Here is an 18,902-nt window from a genome sequence, read left to right on the forward strand (position 1 = left end):
TCATTTGCTTCCACCTTATCTCGTCTTGACATTTTGTTGTCTGCTATGTTTTCTATTTTATTTTTCAAATCTCTCATATTTCTAACTTGATTCTTACGAAATCATTAAGTTATTTCTGCATGTACACACGCCTAAAAACATCGATGGATGACCAGAGTATTGCTCAATAAAATAAAAAGAAGATGACCCGGAGTGCACCGTAGCCATCTTCTATAAGCCGAACCAATTATCGAGGCTGCTTCTGATACGTACCCTTCACAAATTGGTACATCCAATCATAAAGCTCACGAATCCGCGGATCACTGCTGCGAGAACTGTCGAGCAGGGCATCTACACCTTGGTAATAAGCCATGAATGCTTCGTTCATATAGCCGAAGTTGACCCCTCCATTCAAATAATCAATGTAATAGCCGCGTGATGCATCATTCGTGAATGCATCCTCATCCATCTCCATCTCAATACCTAGACCGTGATGCTTCGCTAAGTACGCCGCATCTTCAATCCGATCTGGGTTAGTTCCACCCCAATAATGGTTCGGCTGCAGCGCTGTCGCGTCGAACCCTATCGCACGTGCTGCATAGTTCCTGTTGCCACCAAAATTCGGAACCCAGAACAGCTTCTGTCCTCTCTTATGCACGATATCTCCAGCATACTTGACCAACTTCTCGTCCGATGAATTGTCTCTTCCCATCGATTCGGCCATCCAATACATTCCAACCAATTCCAAACGGTCGTATCGGCCTTTCATCCATTTTGTTCTTACTTGATCCAAATACCAATCAACAGCCTTTTTCCGATTCGTAAAGGATTGGTCCGCGCCAACATCACTAGGCACAAAGTTCTCAGAGATCCCGTCCCCATCGACATCTCCAAAATTGGAAATCGTCTCACCAGGATTCGGAATCATAATGACGACTTTCATCTTATGATGCGAATCATTCAGCTTATTCCCTGCTTCTGTCACAGCAGCATTTAACTCGCTCAAATCCCCGCCCGGCTTGAACATTTTGTCCAGATACCATTTCCAGTCATCAAGTACTGCGTTAATCCCAAAATCCCGCTGGTAATCCGCCGTACGAATGCCTAATAAAAGCGTTCCATCATACATCCAGTCCTGCGGCTCTCCGTTATTGTCAACATAACTGACGTACGGCATGAGCTTCTCCTTTGTCCAATTGCCACGATCGTTACTATACATACTGTTGTACATGAGCCACAGATCGTGAATGCCTGCCGTATCATTGCCCGGCTTCAAATAAGAAGGTGTGACTGGGCGAAGCGCATATGCATCCGCTGTTTTTCCATCTACACCCCATATCTCCACTTCGTCCATGAACACCCAAATCTCTGTCGTAACGGCAATTTTCACATACCGGGCATAGATTTTCTTCGCTTGACTGGATGGATGGGGAACTCGATCTACCGCTGCGTCCCACACATAATCATAGGCTGCAGTCGGAATATTGGTCCAGAGCGGTACCGGAGAATTCATGTATTTTACAGGGGCCCAATTCATCCCGTCTTCTGAGGCATAATAGGAGACAATTTCTGGTGTATAGATGCCTACTTCATGATTGTAGAGAAAGTGAGACTTAATCTTCCCAATCGATTTGCTTTCGCCCAAATCAAATATGATTTCACGCGTCTTTCCCTTTAACAATGCGGTCCAGTTCGGGTCCATAAAATCATTGGCATCTCCATACTTTCCATCTGTCAGCTTCGTTCCATCGTCTGGGTAATTTTCATCAGGTGGCTGATGGGTGAAGGAATACGAAATCCCGCTTGCCAAATTCCTCATCCCATCGGCGGCCACTGTAGGTTCAATATCTACCGCTAATGCAGCTTGGAAGGTGGACAGCAGCATGATAGAAGCTGCGACGAAGCTCACGACTCTCTTCAACTTAATCATCAATAAAAACCCCCTCTCGTCGATTTTTCGATAAAATCGTGTATTGAGTAAGCATGGGTTGATCACCCATTCTTGATGACTTATGTCTATTCCGTGCTTCGCTGCGCTCCCCATTCATCGTTTATCGAGGCTTATCGAGGCTGCTTCTGATACGTTCCCTTTACAAATTGATACATCCAATCATATAGCTCACGAATCCGAGGGTCACTGCTGCGTGAACTGGTGAGCAAGGAATCAACCCCTTGGTAATAGGCCTTGAACGCATCCGTCATGTACCCATAATCGACCCCACCGTTCAAGTAATCAATATAATTGCCGCGTGAGGCTTCATTCTCGAACATTGCTTCGTCTGTCTCTAACTCAACACCAAGACCATGATGCTTCGCCAAATAAGCTGCGTCCTCAATTCGTTCTGGATTGCTGCCGTCCCAGAAGTGGTTCGGTTGAAGTGCTGCTGCATCGAATCCCAGAGCGCGAGCCGCATAATTCTTATTCGCACCGAAGTATGGAATCCAGAACAGCTTCTGTCCGCGCTTATGCACAATCTCTCCAATATGCTTAATCAACTTTTCATCGGACGTCTTCCCGTTTGACACCCCTTCGTCCAGCCAGTACATGCCAGAGATCTCTAAGCTGTCATAGCGGCCCTTCATCCATTTTGTTCTGACTTGATCCAAATACCAGTCAACAGCCTTCTGCCGATTCGCGTAGGACTGCTCTTCCCCTACCTCACTCGGTACGAAGCTCTCAGAAATGCCATCTCCGTCGATATCTCCGAAGTTGGATATCCCCTCACCCGGATTCGGGATCATGATAACAACCTTCATCTTATGGTTCGGATCATTCAACTTCTCTCCCACTTCTTTAACCGTGTCATTCAATGCGCTCAGGTCTCCGCCCGGCTTAAACGTCTTATCCAAATACCATTTCCAATCTTCAAGATTTGCTGAATACCCAAAATCCCGTTGGAAATCCGGCGTACGAAGGCCTAGCACGAGTGTGCCGTCATACATCCAGTCTGTCGGCTGACCATTACTATCGACGTAGCTGACATACGGCATGAGCTTCTCCTTCGTCCAATTGCCTCGATTGTTATCGTACATTCCATTGTACATAAGCCACAGATCGCGGATTCCTGCTGTATCATTACCCGGCTTCAAATACGATGGTGTTACTGGACGAAGAGCATACGCATCAGACGTCTTGCCGTCAACACCCCAGATCTCTACCTCATCCATGAACACCCATATTTGTGTGGTGACTGCGATCTTCACATAGCGCGCATAGATCTTCTTCGCTTGACTGGAAGGATGAGGAACTCGATCTGTTGCAGCATCCCATACATATTCATAGCCAGCTGTCGGAATATCAGACCATAGCGGGGCTGGAGAATTCATGTACTTCACTGGAGCCCAATTCCGGCCATCCTCGGATGCATAGTAAGACACTATGGTCGGTGTATAAATGCCTACGCTGTTGTTATAGAGAAAGTGTGATTTAATTCGGCCGATCGACTTGCACTCTCCTAAGTCAAATGTGATTTCTCTTGTCTTCCCTTTCAACAATCCCGTCCAGTTCCCATCCATGAAGTCATTGACATCTCCATATTTGCCATCTGTCAACTTCAATCCATCATCTGGGTAATTTTCATGAGGGGGCTGAGAATAAGAATAAGATATTCCGCTCGCTACATTCCTCATTCCATCTAGCTCCTTGAGCTCATTTTCTTCGGCAAAGGCTGTGTGAAAGGTGGACAGAAGCATGACGGCAGCAACAATGAAGCTGGCCCATTTCTTCATCTTGATCATCAATTCGACTCCTTTCGTTACGTGAAATGTGTGAAATGCGAACTCCATTCGCGAAGGAAGCGTTTTCAAGATGTTGCAACTATTATACCTGCTGTACAGGTTTATGGTTTTGATTATAGTCCATACTTATCGACTTATTGTCCACTTACCAGATACGAACCAAGAACAAGCACATCACCTTCCGAAGGAGATGAATTGAATCATTTACCAATCCAGCAGGAGGCATGTTTACGACAATAACATATACCACCGTAAGATAGCATATGGAACACAGCATGATGGTATTGTGGATCGGTTGCAGCGCCTATTATGGACGAATAAAAATAGGGCATGCAGATGCATGCCCTATCGAAACCAATACCTTATCGTTATGAGTATGGATTAGCGTTCTGGATTGTAAGTCACATGAACTGACTTATATCCAAGCTGCTTAATCTGATCAGGAGAAACATAGAGTGTTCCTTCCTCCAACACACTATTCTCCGCATTCAGCTCCATGGTTCGGCTGCCATTCACAAGCTTAAATCGATGAGCGCCATTCTGCTTTTTCAGCTTCTCTAGCTTGATAAGCTGCCAGCCGCATGCATCCGCGAGCGGTTTAACAGGGATACGAATATACCCTCTTTCTTCAAATACGATCGGCACGCGAATCGATGCCTTATCAACCTTAACCTCGTAATCTCGCTGGATCTTCATCGTTATTTTTTCCTCGGGCAATGCATCCAGATCGAAGTCCGTCGGTAAATCTGCGGTAGCATCCTTGGCATTGTCCATCTTCGGCAAATATGCCTCCGCAGCAGCCCAATCCTTCAACGGCTTGGATATCCGCTTCTTCAAGTCCAACACATATAGAGGACGATCCGGCTTATTCAATGTATATACCACGTATCCCTTCTCAGGATCAACGCCTCTAAGATTGCCGAATACGATTCGTTCCAATTGACTTGTTGCAGGGTCGAAGATCACAATCTCCTCTTGATTCGATTTCTCTCCATTCAACCGGCTGTATATGATGCGATTGTCTGAGAGCCAGACAGCCCCTGTTGAATAGCTAGTTCGAAGCCATTCCTTCGTATGCCCTGTTTGATTGTTGCGCAGTATATAGCTATGAACCGTGGTCATGTACCCTTCTGCAGTCGGTTCAAAATATAGCCGCTCATGGATTCCCCATTTGCGGTCTGGCGAGGAACGAAACACTTTACCCTTCACAACTTCCTGATCCTCAGGATCATACGTATACTGCATCCCGCCTTCAATATTATCTGCATAATTGGTCTTGAGCAGAGGATGCTGCTGACCCTTTTCTACTCGCATGCTCCGAATGCTGGGATCCCATTTCTTCCACTGCCCATCAGCCATTTGAACGACGACACGCTCCTCACGCGCCTCCAGATCAATTCGCTCAACATTATAATAGACCGCTCCGCTCTGCTGATCGGTGTACACCTTTTCGGCAGAGTATGTACCTGCTGCACCTGCGAGAGACGGCAAACTTAATCCCAAAAGGATCCCCCATGCCCATATCGTTGCTTTCAAGGAATCAACTCCTTTCCTTCATACCTTTTATACGAAATTAGTGATACATCTGAATTGTATGCTCAGATAAGTCCACATAAGTATCAACGTGATAGAACCAAAAATGTTTCATTTCATTTCCCCGAAGGGATAACGATACATATGAGACGCAACAGTAGGGGGGCTCCCCTTCATTCGTTGCATCATAGATAACAGATCATACAAAAAAACGCCCCCCGCAGATTGCGAAGAACGTCCTGATCTTCTTATTAACCAATCCATGCTGACCATAGATCAGGTTCTTACCTCTTACATAAGGAACATATAAATCGGTGTGAAAAGAATGGAGGTAATCAGGCCCGCTAACCCCATTGCCAATCCACTGAATGTCCCCTGCTTCTCTGAGTCCGCCAAGCTCTTCGCAGTCCCGAATCCATGCGCAGCCGTCCCCATTGCGATCCCAAGCGGCACTTCGCCGCGAATACCAGTCATACGCAGGAAGGTTGTACCGAACAATGCACCAACAACCCCTGTGAATACGGTAAATACAGCAGACAGTTCAGGCATAGCACCCAAAGACTTGGAAATTTCAACTGCGATTGGAGAACTGACTGATTTCGGCAGCATGCTCAGCATAACTTCCCTCGCCCCGTCTAAACTCATCATGATCGCCGCCACACTCACAATTCCCACGATAGAGCCGCACGTAATGGACAAGCAGATTGCAGCAAATTGCTTTTTGACTAGCTCACGATATTTATAAATAGGAACACCGAGCGCGATTGTCGCTGGCCCAAGAATAAGTGCCAAAATATCTGCCCCATTTTTGTAATCCTGGAGCGGGATATTGCCAATGACGAGAAAACCGATCAACACCGCCGAGCAAAAGAGGATCGGATGCATCCATTTGAAACGCACATGCAGTACACGGGATAATGCATACACAACGATCGTTGCAGCTATTCCGAACAATGGCTGTTGTGTCCATGATAAAAGGTTCATGCTGCATCTTCCTTTCTTGTCGGCATCTCATTAGCTTCATCCGGTTTCTTCTCCATCTTCGAAGCAACGAAGCCTGTCATCCAGAGAACCACCAGTGTACTGCCGATAATTCCAACAGAAATGCTGAACCAATGTGCACTCAAAACAGGCATAAATGCCATAATACCGACTACATAAGGGATGAAGAACAACAACATATGATCAAGCAGGAATTGAGCGGATTGTTCAACCCACTCCAGCTTCACCCACTTCATGCCAAGTGCAATCAGGAACAGCACCAAGCCAAGCACGTTGCCGGGCAGCGGGAGATGAAGCAAATTGTGCAGCCACACACCTGCGATGTTGAAGCCTAATAAAATTGCAAATCCTAGCATAAGGAACCACCTTCTGATGATAAGACTTTGATGAAAATCCGTTCCTATTCTGAAACACCCCTATTGTAACAGAACTATCAAGCGTGTCCCACCCGCGAGTACGGTCGAAAAGCAGAGCTGTAAGCGGTTTTTCACAATAAAAAAGGCCTGGAGCAGCCTCCAAGCCTTTTCATGTATTTTCTGTAACTTTCAAAATTTTATCATTTTCATATGAAATGAATCACACTATCGCTGCAAACGCCGAATAATGCGCGTTACCCGCCATACCGTCCAGTTCATATGACGCTGCTTGCGGAAAGCAATATACTGCGGCTCCCACGTAACATCGAATAATGCTAACCATATCCTTCTATAGTTATTCATTGGATACAGCTCACGGATTCTTCGGAAGATCGCAACAGCAGTTCGTTCTGTCCATAAATAGGGTGAACGATCCGACTCAACATGGGACAACGGAATTAATCCGCTGACAAGCTGCTTGCACTGATGATGCTGACCGATCCATACGATGATATCACGCAGCTGCTGCAGTACTTCATCCTGTTCGGGTTGACATAAGCCGCGGCAAGAGCGAATATCGCCGATCATTACCGTCCCAGAGGCCTCGTCGACTCTCAGCACAACGTATCCAAGCAAGAGATCTCCATCCGTTTCATTATATAAGCGAACGAGTTGGAGCGTGGCATCCGATACCGTCAGCAATCGTTGAAGCGTCTCGATATACCCTAGTGTTGCAGACTCCCAGCTGTTTGCCGCGTCTATGACTTGCTGAACATGTTCAGCTTCCAACGGGAAGCTGCTTAGCTCATACCGGTGCACCGGCGATGCCATGCTCGGCTCGGTGAATTCATACCGTGCAATTTCCCCTACTTTGAAGAAGTCATTGCCATAATCATGAAGCAGTGGCATGCCATCTATGCCTGCTTGATAGAACACAATATCCAGACCGAAGCGATCCGCATGTTCGTACAGAGAATGCAGAGCATCATGTTCTTTCGCTTTCATACGCTCCAGCTGCGGCATGCCAAGCATAATTACCCGCCGTCCCTTAATAATGAAGGGAAAGCGAATTTTGCCGCTGTTGACTGAGAAGACACGCTTGTCCGCAACATTCTGATACATCCAGCCATTAATGCCTGTCAGAAGCACTTGATCATCACTACGCCAATCTCTACCGAGCGGCTTCTTCAGATGGCGCTCGAATACAAGTACCCCAATTACGTACATAATAGCCGCTACTAGCAGACCAGTAACTAGCGTTGTTGTAAATTGGCCATAGCTAAGTGTGTAAGTTGCTGCATCCGCAACCTTCTCATGGAATTCTGCCAGCATGTATCCCAGCATCATGTACAGAACCATGAGTAGTGATCCGAATAAGGTTGTGAAGAATATCGTACTCTTCGTTAACGGGAATCGATAACGAGTGAACTGTGAGCGAATGAGGAACAGGAACAGCAGCATCCCGCACAGCCACAACGTATGGCGAATCGTCGTTCCTAGCAGGAACGTCAGCAGCGTACATATCGCTAAGGCTGCTAGGGTCATCACATATGCCCGAATTGTTCGCTCGAAGAGTCCCTTCAATTGCAGCAGAATCAACAGGCTGGCACCAAGTAAGATACCATTCACAATTGGAAATACTTGACCATGGAATAACGGAAGAACGAACATGGATGATTCCCATGATGGCTCAGTGAACGTGTATGTAAATAAAAATATGGAAGTCATAAACAACAAGATTACGACTGACCAAGCAGACAGCGAATTCCATAACGAGCGCTGTACGAACCACAAGATGCTGCCAGATTCAATATATGAACCTAACGTCGGGTGATCCTCGAACTTCTTCACCGCAACTTCACCGAACTCGAATGCTGCGAAGATTAAGCCAAGTGTAAACGGGATGAAATAGTACACGGTCCGGTACAGCAGCAGTGCTGTAAATACTGTACTGTCTGCAACTCCTAATGCTTGCAAGCCGATTAAGAACGTAATATCGAATGTTCCGAATCCACCGGGCACCATACTGATAAGGCCGGCTATGGCACTAACTGTAAATACACCGATGACTTCAGCGAAGGAGACGTCTGCCTTCAGCATGAGCAAGATAACGTAAGCAACTGATCCTGCAGCGAGCCATTCGATAAATGACACAACCGTATATCCGAATGTCAGTTTGGCGTTCGCATTCGCTCTTCCCTTCCAACGTGAGAAGAGTAAATACACGGGGAAGAACAAAGCGACCCCGACTAAGACAACCCATAGCCACCCCTTAGCGGCGAGCAGTTCACTCGCAGGGAACACATGCAGCAGTACTAAGATGCCCAATAGGGACAACCCACTAATCATAGAAGGCGCCATCCATGCAATTGCAATCAGCAGCCTGCTGGCATCGCCTGTAAATTGACGATACAAAACGGTTCGAATCCCTACCCCTGCGATCCCACCAAAGCCGACAATCCCGTTAAAGGTATTCGCGATCCAGGATACTCGAAACGTTTTCCCTATGGTAACAGGAGCTTTAATCGAACGCAGCAGCAGGCGATCATAGAAAAACATGGTCGCAACCGCTAGTCCGCCTAGAACTATGAGCCCCGTAAAATACTCACTCGATATTAATCGTATCGCATGGAGCGATTCCCGAAGTGAAAATCTGGATAATTCCTTCTTTCCTTGAATAAAGACGAAAATGATGACTGCTAATGGAAAGGCTATTTTCAGCGTCTGAACAAGCCGCTTATTATGCAATAACGCTTGCAGCTTCGTCTTGATTGCATTCATTCAACCCCTCCTCTATTCCCTGATACCATATAGTGTGTAGTGAGGGCAGGTTCGTTATTCGTTTGCCTTCTTATTGTAAACGCATCAGCTGCATTGCTGCAAATATCTGCTTCAATTGATGAAGGTCTGCAGAGGATTGACGGCTCCTTCCTTCTGCTTATCAGATACGTGAGTGTAGACCGTACCGGTGCACGATTCATCTCCGTCTTCAACTTCTTCACACCGATGGATGGATTCACATTCGTCAGCTCGAATTCATTTAGTGCTTTATAGAAACTTGTCACCGCACAATGCTTGCGATCCATAACGCATTTTCTCCCTCGATTATGCTGCAAAATAGCCTCAAAAAAACTGCGTATAATTGATATTATACGTAGTTTTGGATCTGAGTGGCAAATAAATCTGACCGCATCAATTGATTAAGCTAGCTTTTCATTCATAGAAAAGCGACAACCATTACATTACAATACCATAGCATCATAGCTATAGGGTTGTTGTTAAAAGAGAAGGCAGCATTTGAAGAGTCTTGGAGATATTTCCAAGGTTTTTTATTTACATGGGTATTTTGACTTATATAAAAAGGAATTGGTATCGTCCTGTCGAACTATTACATGGATCTACACATTTCTACGAGGGGACGATTATGCATCATGTTTAGAATCACAAATTGGAATAGCGAATTAAGCCATAGGCGATTCCGCATGAACTTTGCGCGCCTTGGGCTTCTTGCATTATTCCTTGCGCTAATCTTTTACTTTATTTTTATGCCGCTTAATAAGGCAGCCGCAAGCGCCGACTCAACGGCTTACACGCAGGATCAATTAGATGCCCTTGAGATGCTGAATGAGGTTCGCCTAAGCGTTGGCCTGCCACCGTTAAAGCTTAATAAAGAAATAACGCAAGCAGCCATCAATCATGCAAAATATTATAATTTGCACGAACGCGGAAAGAAGGTTACCTTAAGTGCCCATCAAGAAAAAATGGGACTGGAAGGGTTCACGGGGACTGGACCTTTTGAACGAATGAAAGCCGCCGGCTGGAATTATGGAACTTCATACCGAACGGGTGAAGACATGCATTTTGGACAGAAGAGCAGCACGATGGCCATGCAAAGATGGCTGGATACCGCCTATCATCGTGACATTATTTTAGGTTCTGCCTATAACGAGATCGGGATCGCGCTTGTTGATGGAACAGCTGTTGTGAATCTAGGCGGTTCATACCAGTCCTCCATGCAAAGTAACCGTATCTTTGTCTATCCTTATCAAGGGATGACCAATGTGCCAGTAGGATTCTACGGGAATGAAGTGCCGAATCCATTGGATCAGTTCAATGTCGAGCATTCAGGCTATATTATTTCCGCGTCAGTCCCTGGCAAGCTGGATTGGCATGAAGCAAGCATCACGGACGAGAAGGGAAATAACGTTCCTTTTTATGAAGAAGTCTCGAACGGGCGTACCCTGTTCCTTTATCCGAAGTCCATATTGCAGGGTTATCATACATATCGCGTCAATCTGGCATACCGTACCGATAGCTCATCCGAGACACAGCGCCTATCCTGGTCATTCAAGACTGGCAAGGGCCATCAATTAGTAAGCATATCGGGAGCTCTGAAAGAGATTCTGATTAATGAAGGCGAAGAGACCTCCATTAAGATGACAGGACGATATGACGATAATGTCACGGAACCGTTGACAGACCAAGTACGTTATGTCAGCAGCAACGCAGCAGGTCTTAAGCTCGTGTCCCCTGCTACCTTCAAGGGAATAAAAGCAGGCAATTATTACGTTACCGCTCATGTGGGGAATCTGTCCTCTGAACGAATTCAGGTCAAGGTTCTGCCACGCTTAAAGACGAAGACTTATCCGCCACTGAATGCAAGCAAGCCCGCAAGCACGGTAACAGAAGCTGAATTCTGGACGATGTTCCTGCAGCAGTATCAAATCCATATTGAGGCTTACGCACCAGATAAAAAGAACCATGCCGCCGATGCTGCCTACCGGATTGCTGAAATACGAAACATCCCGCTGCTTGGATTGACTAGCATTCCAGCTAGAGATAAGCCGATTACGAGAGGGAAGGTTGCAGAAATTATAGCTGCGGCTGACGGTGTCCATTACGTCAAATATAATGCCATCTGGTATGTGCTTGGTATGAATTATATGAAAGGGACGACGGATTCAACGCTCACTGGCTTTGAGCCAGACCGTACAATGACTCGCGGAGAGGCTGTTCAATTGCTTACAGAACTGAAGCCGAAGCTGAAGTCATTGCGCGCAAGACCAGCCAGTCGGACACCTGTTGAATTCCTGCCTCCTTTACCTGAACGAGAAGTCTACATAAAGCCTGAAGTGATCAAAGATTATACGCTTATCGCTACCTATCATCCTGATCGCACCTTAACGGTAGAAGGCAAATTCACCATTCTTGCTGGCCAACAGACGACGATGATGGTACAGACGGGCGGGAAGAAGCCAAAACAAATTGAAGATGTAACGGTATCCGTTGATCATGAAGGCAACTTCAAAGTCACATCTGGCCCGTACACAGAAGATTCCTTAAACCTAGACTTGAAGACACCTGGAGTTACGTATTGGATTTCTGTCGAAGCCAATGCGATGAATGTCAGTGAATATACACCCAAGCCATAATGCTAATAGTGGATTTTGTATGAACCTTTTTAGGGTGAACATATCTCGAATGTAATAAAACGAACTCCTTGTACTTTAGATGAACTATAACCCTTAATGTAGACAGGATAAAGAAAGCACTACGCTGCCAGAAGATGATTCCTATATTCGTTAGGAGTCATCTTCTTTAATGTCCATTGATATCGCTCGGTATTGTAAAAGTGAGTATACTCGTTAATGCGATTCCGAAGTTCGTCAATACTTGTACAATCTTTGTACTCTACTTCGTCTTTCATATGACCGAATTGACGAATGGTTCGATTAATCAGCTCGAAGAGCAATGGTGTGCTTAATGTTTGTCTTGCTTCGCCTGCCTTTCTAGTCCTTCAGCTTTTTTAGAACCTCATTTTCTATCTCCAGAAGCTTGATCTTTGCCTCAGTTCGTCTTAATTTCTCCTCGACTGAAAGCTCCTTACTGGAGGGTCTTCCAGCGCTTCCTTTGCCTCGCCGTTCCTCAAGAAGATCTGCTTCGCCATGAGCGGCGTAAATAGATCTCCAACGCTTCAAACTCTCCTTTGGTTTACGTGAACTAAACATATCTAAATCAAAGGCAGGAGTGAAGGATATATTCGACTCTGATACACGCAATACGTTTGGATTTCCCTCAAGTTATTTGATTTGTAACTCGCTATACCGCATGCTCATACTCCATTCTCAATAAATAAATTCAATTATAAACGTAAAGAACCCGAGAGAGGCACTTTTTTTAAAGTGTCCATCTCTCGGCTCATAGTTCACCCAGCATCATGATTAGTGCTTAACAAAAAAAGCTCCCTTAACAGCAGCAGGCCCAAACATGAGCCTGTTTGCTATTAAGGAAGCTTCTTAAACAGATAATCGTCCACGCTTATTTCACAACTTATTCCTTAGTCACCAGCTTCAGCGGCGCAGGAATGGTTTTTTCCACTGTCTTGCCCTGCAGCACATCATATGCGGCTTGCACCGCAAGCTGTCCGATCAGGTCAGGCTGCTGTGCTACGGTTGCTGTCAGCTTGCCTTCCTGAATCGATTTTAATGCATCGTCATTGCCATCAAATCCGATAACCGGAATATTTTTGCCGGTGCTCTTAATGGCTTCAATCGCACCTAGCGCCATTTCGTCATTGTGTGCGAACACAGCTTGTACATCAGGATTTGCTTGAAGCAGGTTTTCCATCACGTTGAGACCTTTTGTACGGTCAAAGTCCGCCGTTTGCTTCGCAATAACTTTCAAAGTCTGGTCGGCCACTTCGTGGAAGCCTTTGCCGCGTTCACGGGTCGCTGATGCTCCCGCTACACCTTCAAGCTCAATGACTTTCGCATTTTTGCCGACCAGGTTCTCGATAAATTCAGCCGCCATGCGGCCGCCCTTGACATTATCTGAAGCCACCAGTGCTTCAACGTTGCCGTGATCCGCCGAACGGTCGAGCGTAATGACAGGAATACCAAGACTATTCGCCGATTGAACGGCAGTCGAGATGGCTGCGGAATCGGTAGGGTTAATCAGAAGTACATTAACGCCTTTTTGCATCAGGTCATCAACGTCATTGCTTTGTTTCGCCGAATCGTTTTGCGCGTCGACGACAATTGTTTCTATGCCGTGTTTTTTAGCTTCGGCTACAACGCCATCTTTCAAGGAAACAAAGAACGGGTTATTCAATGTAGAGACGGACAAACCGATTTTCATATCCTTTAAGTCCCCACCCGCTTTTGGCTTCGCCCAGCTTGGAGGCTCCAGAGAACAGCCGGTAGTTAAAATGAGCAATAACGCTGACAGTATTATCGTTAGCTTTTTCATGTGATTCTCTCCTCTCGCTTAAGCAGATTTCTTCCGGTCGATGAGCACCGCAATCAGAATAACGATACCTTTTACCACCATTTGATAGAAGGAAGATACGCCGAGCAGGTTAAGTCCGTTGTTCAGAGTACCGATTATGAGCGCACCAATCAGCGTACCGACAATTCGTCCACGGCCTCCGGAAAGGCTTGTACCGCCCAAGACAACCGCTGCGATTGCGTCAAGTTCATAAGATGTACCTGCAGTCGGCTGCGCCGAGTTCAAACGCGAAGTCAAGATAGCCCCGGCCAAAGCGGAGAGCATACCTGCTAAGGAATAAATCATGATTTTAACGCGTGACACTTTAATACCGGATACGATAGCCGCTTTCTCGTTACCGCCGATTGCATAGGTTTTGCGTCCAAATGCAGTTTTGTGCAAAATCACCCACAATACTGCGAAGGCAATAATCATCGTGATTGCTGGAACCGGAATGCCGAACTGATAACCGCGTCCGAACAATTGAAATGTCATGCTGTCACCAAGCCCGGTAATCGGATTTCCGTCTGTATAAACAAGCGTCAGTCCTCTAAATATCGTCATGGTTGCAAGTGTAGCGATAAACGGAGCCATTTTGCCTTGTGTAACCAGAAGACCGTTAATCATCCCCATCACACCACCGAGCAAACAGCCGGCGAGGATTGACAGAATCGGATCATATCCGGCTACGAGCATATTGGCTACAAACGCACTTGATAATGCCAGGGTTGAGCCGACGGACAAGTCGATCCCGCCCGTAAGAATGACGAAGGTCATGCCAAACGCAATCAGCGCGTTGATGGATACCTGCCGCAGCAAGTTCAAAATGTTAAGCGGTTCCAAAAAACTTGGGTTAAGAATGGATACAATGACAATCAGTATGAATAGACCAAGTAGTGGTCCGAGTTTCTGCGTCATTTGCGATAGTTGAAAGCCTTTGCTTGTTTTTGTATCATTGATGGTTGTCATATCACTTTCCCCCTGTCGCCAGCGTCATTATTTTTTCCTGTGTCGCTTCTGCTTTCGTTAATTCTCCTGTGATTCGCCCTTCGTGAACAACAACGATGCGGTCGCTCATGCCGAGCACTTCAGGCAATTCGGAAGATACCATAATGATGGCAACGCCATGGCCTGTCAGTTCGTTCATTAACTGGTAGATTTCGCGCTTAGCGCCAACGTCTACGCCCCGTGTCGGTTCGTCGAGGATTAACAGCTTCGGACCGATGCCTATCCACTTGGCAATAACCACCTTCTGCTGATTACCGCCGGACAAATTTCCAGCTGCGGTTTCCGCTGAATGTGTTTTGATCTGCAGCCGCTTAATTAAGGCATCCACGAACACCTTCTCACTTTGCGTCGAGATGATTCCTTTCTTTGTAAAACCGCTGATACTTGGAAGAACCATGTTATCCCGAACGGAAAAGTCCAGTACCAAGCCTTCGTCTTTGCGGTCTTCCGTAATGAAACCGATTCCATGATTAACTGCGTCGACCGGCTTTCTGATCTCGACCTTCTTACCAAACATACGGACCTCGCCTTGATCCAGCCGATCCAATCCGAACAGTGCTCTCATGATTTCGGTGCGTCCAGAACCCATCAGGCCAGAGAAACCAACGATTTCACCTTGATGAACGCTGAAGCTTACATCTTCAAACGATCCTTTGCGAGTTGCATGCTCTACCTCCAGGACAACCTCACCTGGTGAAGGATTGCGAGCAGGGTAGCGTTCAGTCAGCTCCCTGCCGACCATTTTCTTTACGACTTCATCGAAATTGGTTTCTGGAATTGGCTTGGTGTCTACCGTCCGGCCGTCACGCATAACCGTGATCCGGTCGCAAATTTCGAAGATCTCCTCCATCCGGTGTGAAATGTAAACAATCGATACTCCTTCTTTTTTCAAGGACTGAATGACTTCAAATAGTTTCTGAATTTCTCTTTCCGTCAGCGCCGAGGTTGGTTCGTCCATGATAATGATCTTGGTGTCCGTCAACAGTGCCTTGGCGATTTCAATCATTTGTTGTTGTCCCACTGAGCATTGTCCTGCTTCCATATTCAACGGAATGTCAACGGAGAGTCTTTTGAATTGCTCGATTGCAAGCGCCTTCATTTCCTTGGATTTTAGAAGTCCCCAAGTCGAGGACATCTCCTTCCCGATGAACAGGTTGTCCACCACGGTCATGTCAGGCCATATATTTAGCTCCTGATGGATAAAAGCGATACCTTGCCGCTCCGCTTCTTTCGGATTGGCAAAATACGTTTCCTTGCTGTCGATCAGGATGGTTCCTTTATCTCTTGCATGCAGGCCCGTCAGAATGTTCATTAGGGTGGACTTGCCCGCACCGTTCTCACCCATGAGGGCGTGAACCTCACCTTCGCGCAGGTCAAAATCGACGCCGGATAGTACCTGGTTGCTGCCGAAGGCTTTGTGGATTCCTTTCATTTGAATCTGCATAATGGCTCCTCCTTAAAAGTTTTGCGGAGCGTGGCTCCTATGGATGACTTCGTAGCAAAACTACTTCGGAAGCTTACGCTTAGTTTTGCGAGCATTGCTCCTCTGATTATTCTTCTCGGCAAAACTGTCTTCGAAAGCACACGCTTGCTAACCGAAATAGACACCTGCTTGTAAAATGATATTAGCGAACGGTTTAGCCTCGCCCGTGCGAATCACAGCTTTGGCCTTGCGAGTCAGTTCCTTGAATTCTTCGTGAGGACAATCCTCGATTTCACAATCTCCGAATTTATGCTGAATATAAGCATTTGCTTCATGATTTTGCGCTTTGATTTCTTTCGCAATCACCACTTTTTCGATTTCCATATCGGCTGCAATGGCATTGACCGTTTCCTCAAAGCTTGGTGTACCTAACGTTAGCGCCAAATCAATTTTCTTGACCCCTTCCGGGATGGGAAGACCGACGTCGGCGACGACGATTGTATCTGTATGGCCCAAATCGGCCAAAATTTTCGAAATATGACTGTTCAAGATGCCTTGTTTTTTCATGTTACATCTGCTCCTCCACTTCTTGACGATATGGCATGCCGCCCTGCGCACCAAACTTCGTTACAGACAAGGAAGCTGCACGGTTGGCAAAAAGGACGCTATCGTAAATCGCTGTTCCTTCAGCCAGTGCGACCGCAAAAGCGGCGTTAAAGGTATCCCCTGCGCCTGTCGTATCCACCACGGCCACTTTGTAAGATGGTACGAGTACTTCATTAGAGCCGTCGAAATAACGTACTCCTTTGCTGCCTTCGGTAATAAACAGTTTGTTCGGATATTTGCGCAGCGCCTCGGAAACGGTTAGAGATGAAAACAGGATTTTCGCTTCATGCTCATTTGGTGTAATATAAGCGGCATTTTCGATTACTTCATCATCAAGTGGACGTGCTGGCGCTGGGTTGAGCAGCAGCGGAATCCCAAGGTTCTTGCAGATCCGGCTGACATGAGTAACGGTTTCCACCGGAATCTCCTGCTGGATCATCACCATATCCGCTCCTTCAAAAGCTTCCCTCGTATGGTCGATATATTCCGGGGTAACTTCATTATTAGCTGCTTTCACAACAACAATACTGTTATCACCTTCTGCCAAAATGATATGCGCTGTTCCACTTTCCATGTGTGGAACCGGTTCCACATTGTCGACACAAACGTTGTTTTGCTTAAAGTTGTTCAAAATTTGCGCTGCGAATGCATCGTCTCCTACGCGCCCGATCATGGTTACGTCGGCTCCGAGCCGCGCTGCGGCAACGGCCTGGTTCGCTCCTTTGCCTCCAGGAACGGTTTTGAAGCTTTCCCCGAGAACCGTTTCACCGGCCCCCGGGCGTTTGGATGATGTAACGACCAAATCAATCGATGAGCTTCCTACTACAATAATTTTAGCCATGTTGCCCCACCTTCCTCATTGTTTCCCGCTCTGTAAATGTCACGGGCATTTGTATGATTTTCTGATCTACATGTTCATTCTCTAATAATTGTATTAAAAGGTCTGCCGAGGCTCTGCCCATATCATAAGCGGGCTGCCTGATCGTCGTCAGTGCTGGTGTTAAGAGACTGCTGAGCGGAATATCGTCAAAGCCGATGATTTGCACGTCATCCGGCACATTCTTGCCAAGCCTAAGCGCTTCATGAAGCACCGCCGTAGCAACAATGTCGTTGCTGGCTATGATGCCATCCGTGTCCGGATAACGCTCGAACAATTCCTTCGCCCATTTTCCTGCTTCCGTGAACGAAAACGATGTAGTCTGGATTACGTTGTAATCCATCCCATGACTGTTCAACACATTAATTGCGCCCTGATAACGATCCTGTGCCGGCCGAATGGAAGCCGGCCCCTGCATGACCGTAATCCGCTGACTGCCGCGGGCAATCATTTCATGGGCAGCTATTTTTCCACCTTCATGTCCGTCCGCATATACCGACGGGCGATTGTCCACCGTACGGTCGAGAAATACTACCGGAATCTTCAGCTTCCGATAAATATCTGCATCCGGATGATTCGTGGATGCAATCACGCCAACCACATTATTTTGTACGAAGGTCTGGATATATTCTTTTTCTTTTTGTATATTTTCATCGCTATTGCCAAAAATGATTCGAAAATCATTCTCCTGCATCTTATCCTCCACCCCACGCGCCAATTCAGGAAAAAAAGGGTTGGTGATATCAGGGAGTAGGAAACCGATCAGTCTGGATTTTCGCTTGTATAAGGATCTAGCTACTTCATTCGGCGTATAGTGAAGTTCTTTGATTGCGCTTTCAATCTTCCTACGGGTATCATCATGCACATATCCAGTGTCGTTGATTACCCGCGATACGGTTGCTGCGGATACGCCCGCATGTTTCGCTACGTCTCTAATCGTTGCCATCGTTGTTACTCACCTCTAAATATGAAACCGGTTACACATATAAAATAACACAATCATTTACCTTTGACAAGGTTTATGGCTGTTCCATTATCTAGGTGGGATGGCTGGCAGCATCTTTTTAGTGGTCATGGCAGGCTGCGGTTCTGATCAAGTAGAATCTGAGGAGTG

At 46.4% G+C, this 18,902-nt stretch carries 15 protein-coding genes; 1 reads left to right on the top strand and 14 read right to left on the bottom strand.

Annotated features, from left to right (window positions below; translation table 11 throughout):
• Positions 1-226: 226 nt before the first annotated feature.
• From BP95_RS0119100 to BP95_RS34640, 7 genes are all read right to left on the bottom strand, one after another.
• Positions 227-1,909: a DUF4855 domain-containing protein gene (locus BP95_RS0119100; protein ID WP_028533026.1), complete on the bottom strand. Its 1,683-nt coding sequence runs from the start codon at positions 1,907-1,909 to the stop codon at positions 227-229.
• 131 nt (positions 1,910-2,040) lie between these two features.
• The gene (locus tag BP95_RS30950) at positions 2,041-3,717 is read right to left on the bottom strand and encodes a DUF4855 domain-containing protein (RefSeq protein WP_051614144.1); all 1,677 of its coding nucleotides are present in this window, start codon (positions 3,715-3,717) and stop codon (positions 2,041-2,043) included.
• 381 nt (positions 3,718-4,098) lie between these two features.
• Complete coding sequence (locus BP95_RS0119110) at positions 4,099-5,253, bottom strand: hypothetical protein (protein WP_021253841.1); 1,155 nt, start codon at positions 5,251-5,253, stop codon at positions 4,099-4,101.
• A gap of 288 nt (positions 5,254-5,541) precedes the next feature.
• Complete coding sequence (locus BP95_RS0119115; protein ID WP_021253842.1) at positions 5,542-6,234, bottom strand: LrgB family protein; 693 nt, start codon at positions 6,232-6,234, stop codon at positions 5,542-5,544.
• Positions 6,231-6,608 carry a CidA/LrgA family protein gene (locus tag BP95_RS0119120; protein WP_028533027.1) on the bottom strand — a complete coding sequence of 126 codons (378 nt, stop codon included), beginning with the start codon at positions 6,606-6,608 and terminating at the stop codon, positions 6,231-6,233. The genes BP95_RS0119115 and BP95_RS0119120 overlap by 4 nt, the downstream gene beginning before the upstream one ends.
• A 225-nt stretch (positions 6,609-6,833) precedes the next feature.
• Positions 6,834-9,389 (bottom strand): flippase-like domain-containing protein, encoded by a 2,556-nt coding sequence (locus BP95_RS0119125; RefSeq protein WP_028533028.1) that lies wholly within the window; start codon positions 9,387-9,389, stop codon positions 6,834-6,836.
• Positions 9,386-9,694 carry a hypothetical protein gene (locus tag BP95_RS34640; protein WP_028533029.1) on the bottom strand — a complete coding sequence of 103 codons (309 nt, stop codon included), beginning with the start codon at positions 9,692-9,694 and terminating at the stop codon, positions 9,386-9,388. The genes BP95_RS0119125 and BP95_RS34640 overlap by 4 nt, the downstream gene beginning before the upstream one ends.
• 345 nt (positions 9,695-10,039) lie before the next feature.
• On the opposite strand from BP95_RS34640, the gene BP95_RS30955 reads away from it, so the two are divergent.
• Positions 10,040-12,040 (top strand): CAP domain-containing protein, encoded by a 2,001-nt coding sequence (locus BP95_RS30955; protein ID WP_051614145.1) that lies wholly within the window; start codon positions 10,040-10,042, stop codon positions 12,038-12,040.
• A 119-nt stretch (positions 12,041-12,159) separates the two neighbouring features.
• Here BP95_RS30955 and BP95_RS34055 read toward each other — a convergent pair whose 3' ends face one another.
• From BP95_RS34055 to BP95_RS0119175, 7 genes are all read right to left on the bottom strand, one after another.
• Positions 12,160-12,315, bottom strand: coding sequence for an IS3 family transposase (locus BP95_RS34055; RefSeq protein ID WP_231515168.1), 156 nt, complete (start codon positions 12,313-12,315; stop codon positions 12,160-12,162).
• Between the two features lie 623 nt (positions 12,316-12,938).
• Positions 12,939-13,856 carry a ribose ABC transporter substrate-binding protein RbsB gene (rbsB, locus tag BP95_RS0119150; RefSeq protein WP_028533030.1) on the bottom strand — a complete coding sequence of 306 codons (918 nt, stop codon included), beginning with the start codon at positions 13,854-13,856 and terminating at the stop codon, positions 12,939-12,941.
• A gap of 18 nt (positions 13,857-13,874) precedes the next feature.
• Positions 13,875-14,843 carry a ribose ABC transporter permease RbsC gene (gene rbsC, locus BP95_RS0119155; protein WP_021253848.1) on the bottom strand — a complete coding sequence of 323 codons (969 nt, stop codon included), beginning with the start codon at positions 14,841-14,843 and terminating at the stop codon, positions 13,875-13,877.
• Between the two features lies 1 nt (position 14,844).
• Complete coding sequence (locus BP95_RS0119160) at positions 14,845-16,326, bottom strand: sugar ABC transporter ATP-binding protein (protein ID WP_028533031.1); 1,482 nt, start codon at positions 16,324-16,326, stop codon at positions 14,845-14,847.
• Positions 16,327-16,473: 147 nt separating this feature from the next.
• Positions 16,474-16,872, bottom strand: a complete 399-nt coding sequence (gene rbsD, locus BP95_RS0119165) for a D-ribose pyranase (RefSeq protein WP_021253850.1) — start codon at positions 16,870-16,872, stop codon at positions 16,474-16,476.
• A gap of 1 nt (position 16,873) precedes the next feature.
• Entirely contained in the window at positions 16,874-17,752 is an 879-nt protein-coding gene (rbsK, locus tag BP95_RS0119170; protein ID WP_028533032.1) for a ribokinase, read from the bottom strand.
• On the bottom strand, positions 17,745-18,734 hold the full coding sequence (locus tag BP95_RS0119175) for a LacI family DNA-binding transcriptional regulator (RefSeq protein WP_021253852.1): 990 nt from the start codon (positions 18,732-18,734) through the stop codon (positions 17,745-17,747). Before BP95_RS0119175 ends, rbsK begins: the two co-directional genes overlap by 8 nt.
• Between the last annotated feature and the right edge of the window lie 168 nt (positions 18,735-18,902).

This window comes from Paenibacillus sp. UNC217MF (assembly GCF_000686865.1).
Taxonomy (GTDB): Bacteria; Bacillota; Bacilli; order Paenibacillales; family Paenibacillaceae; genus Paenibacillus_B; species Paenibacillus_B suaedae.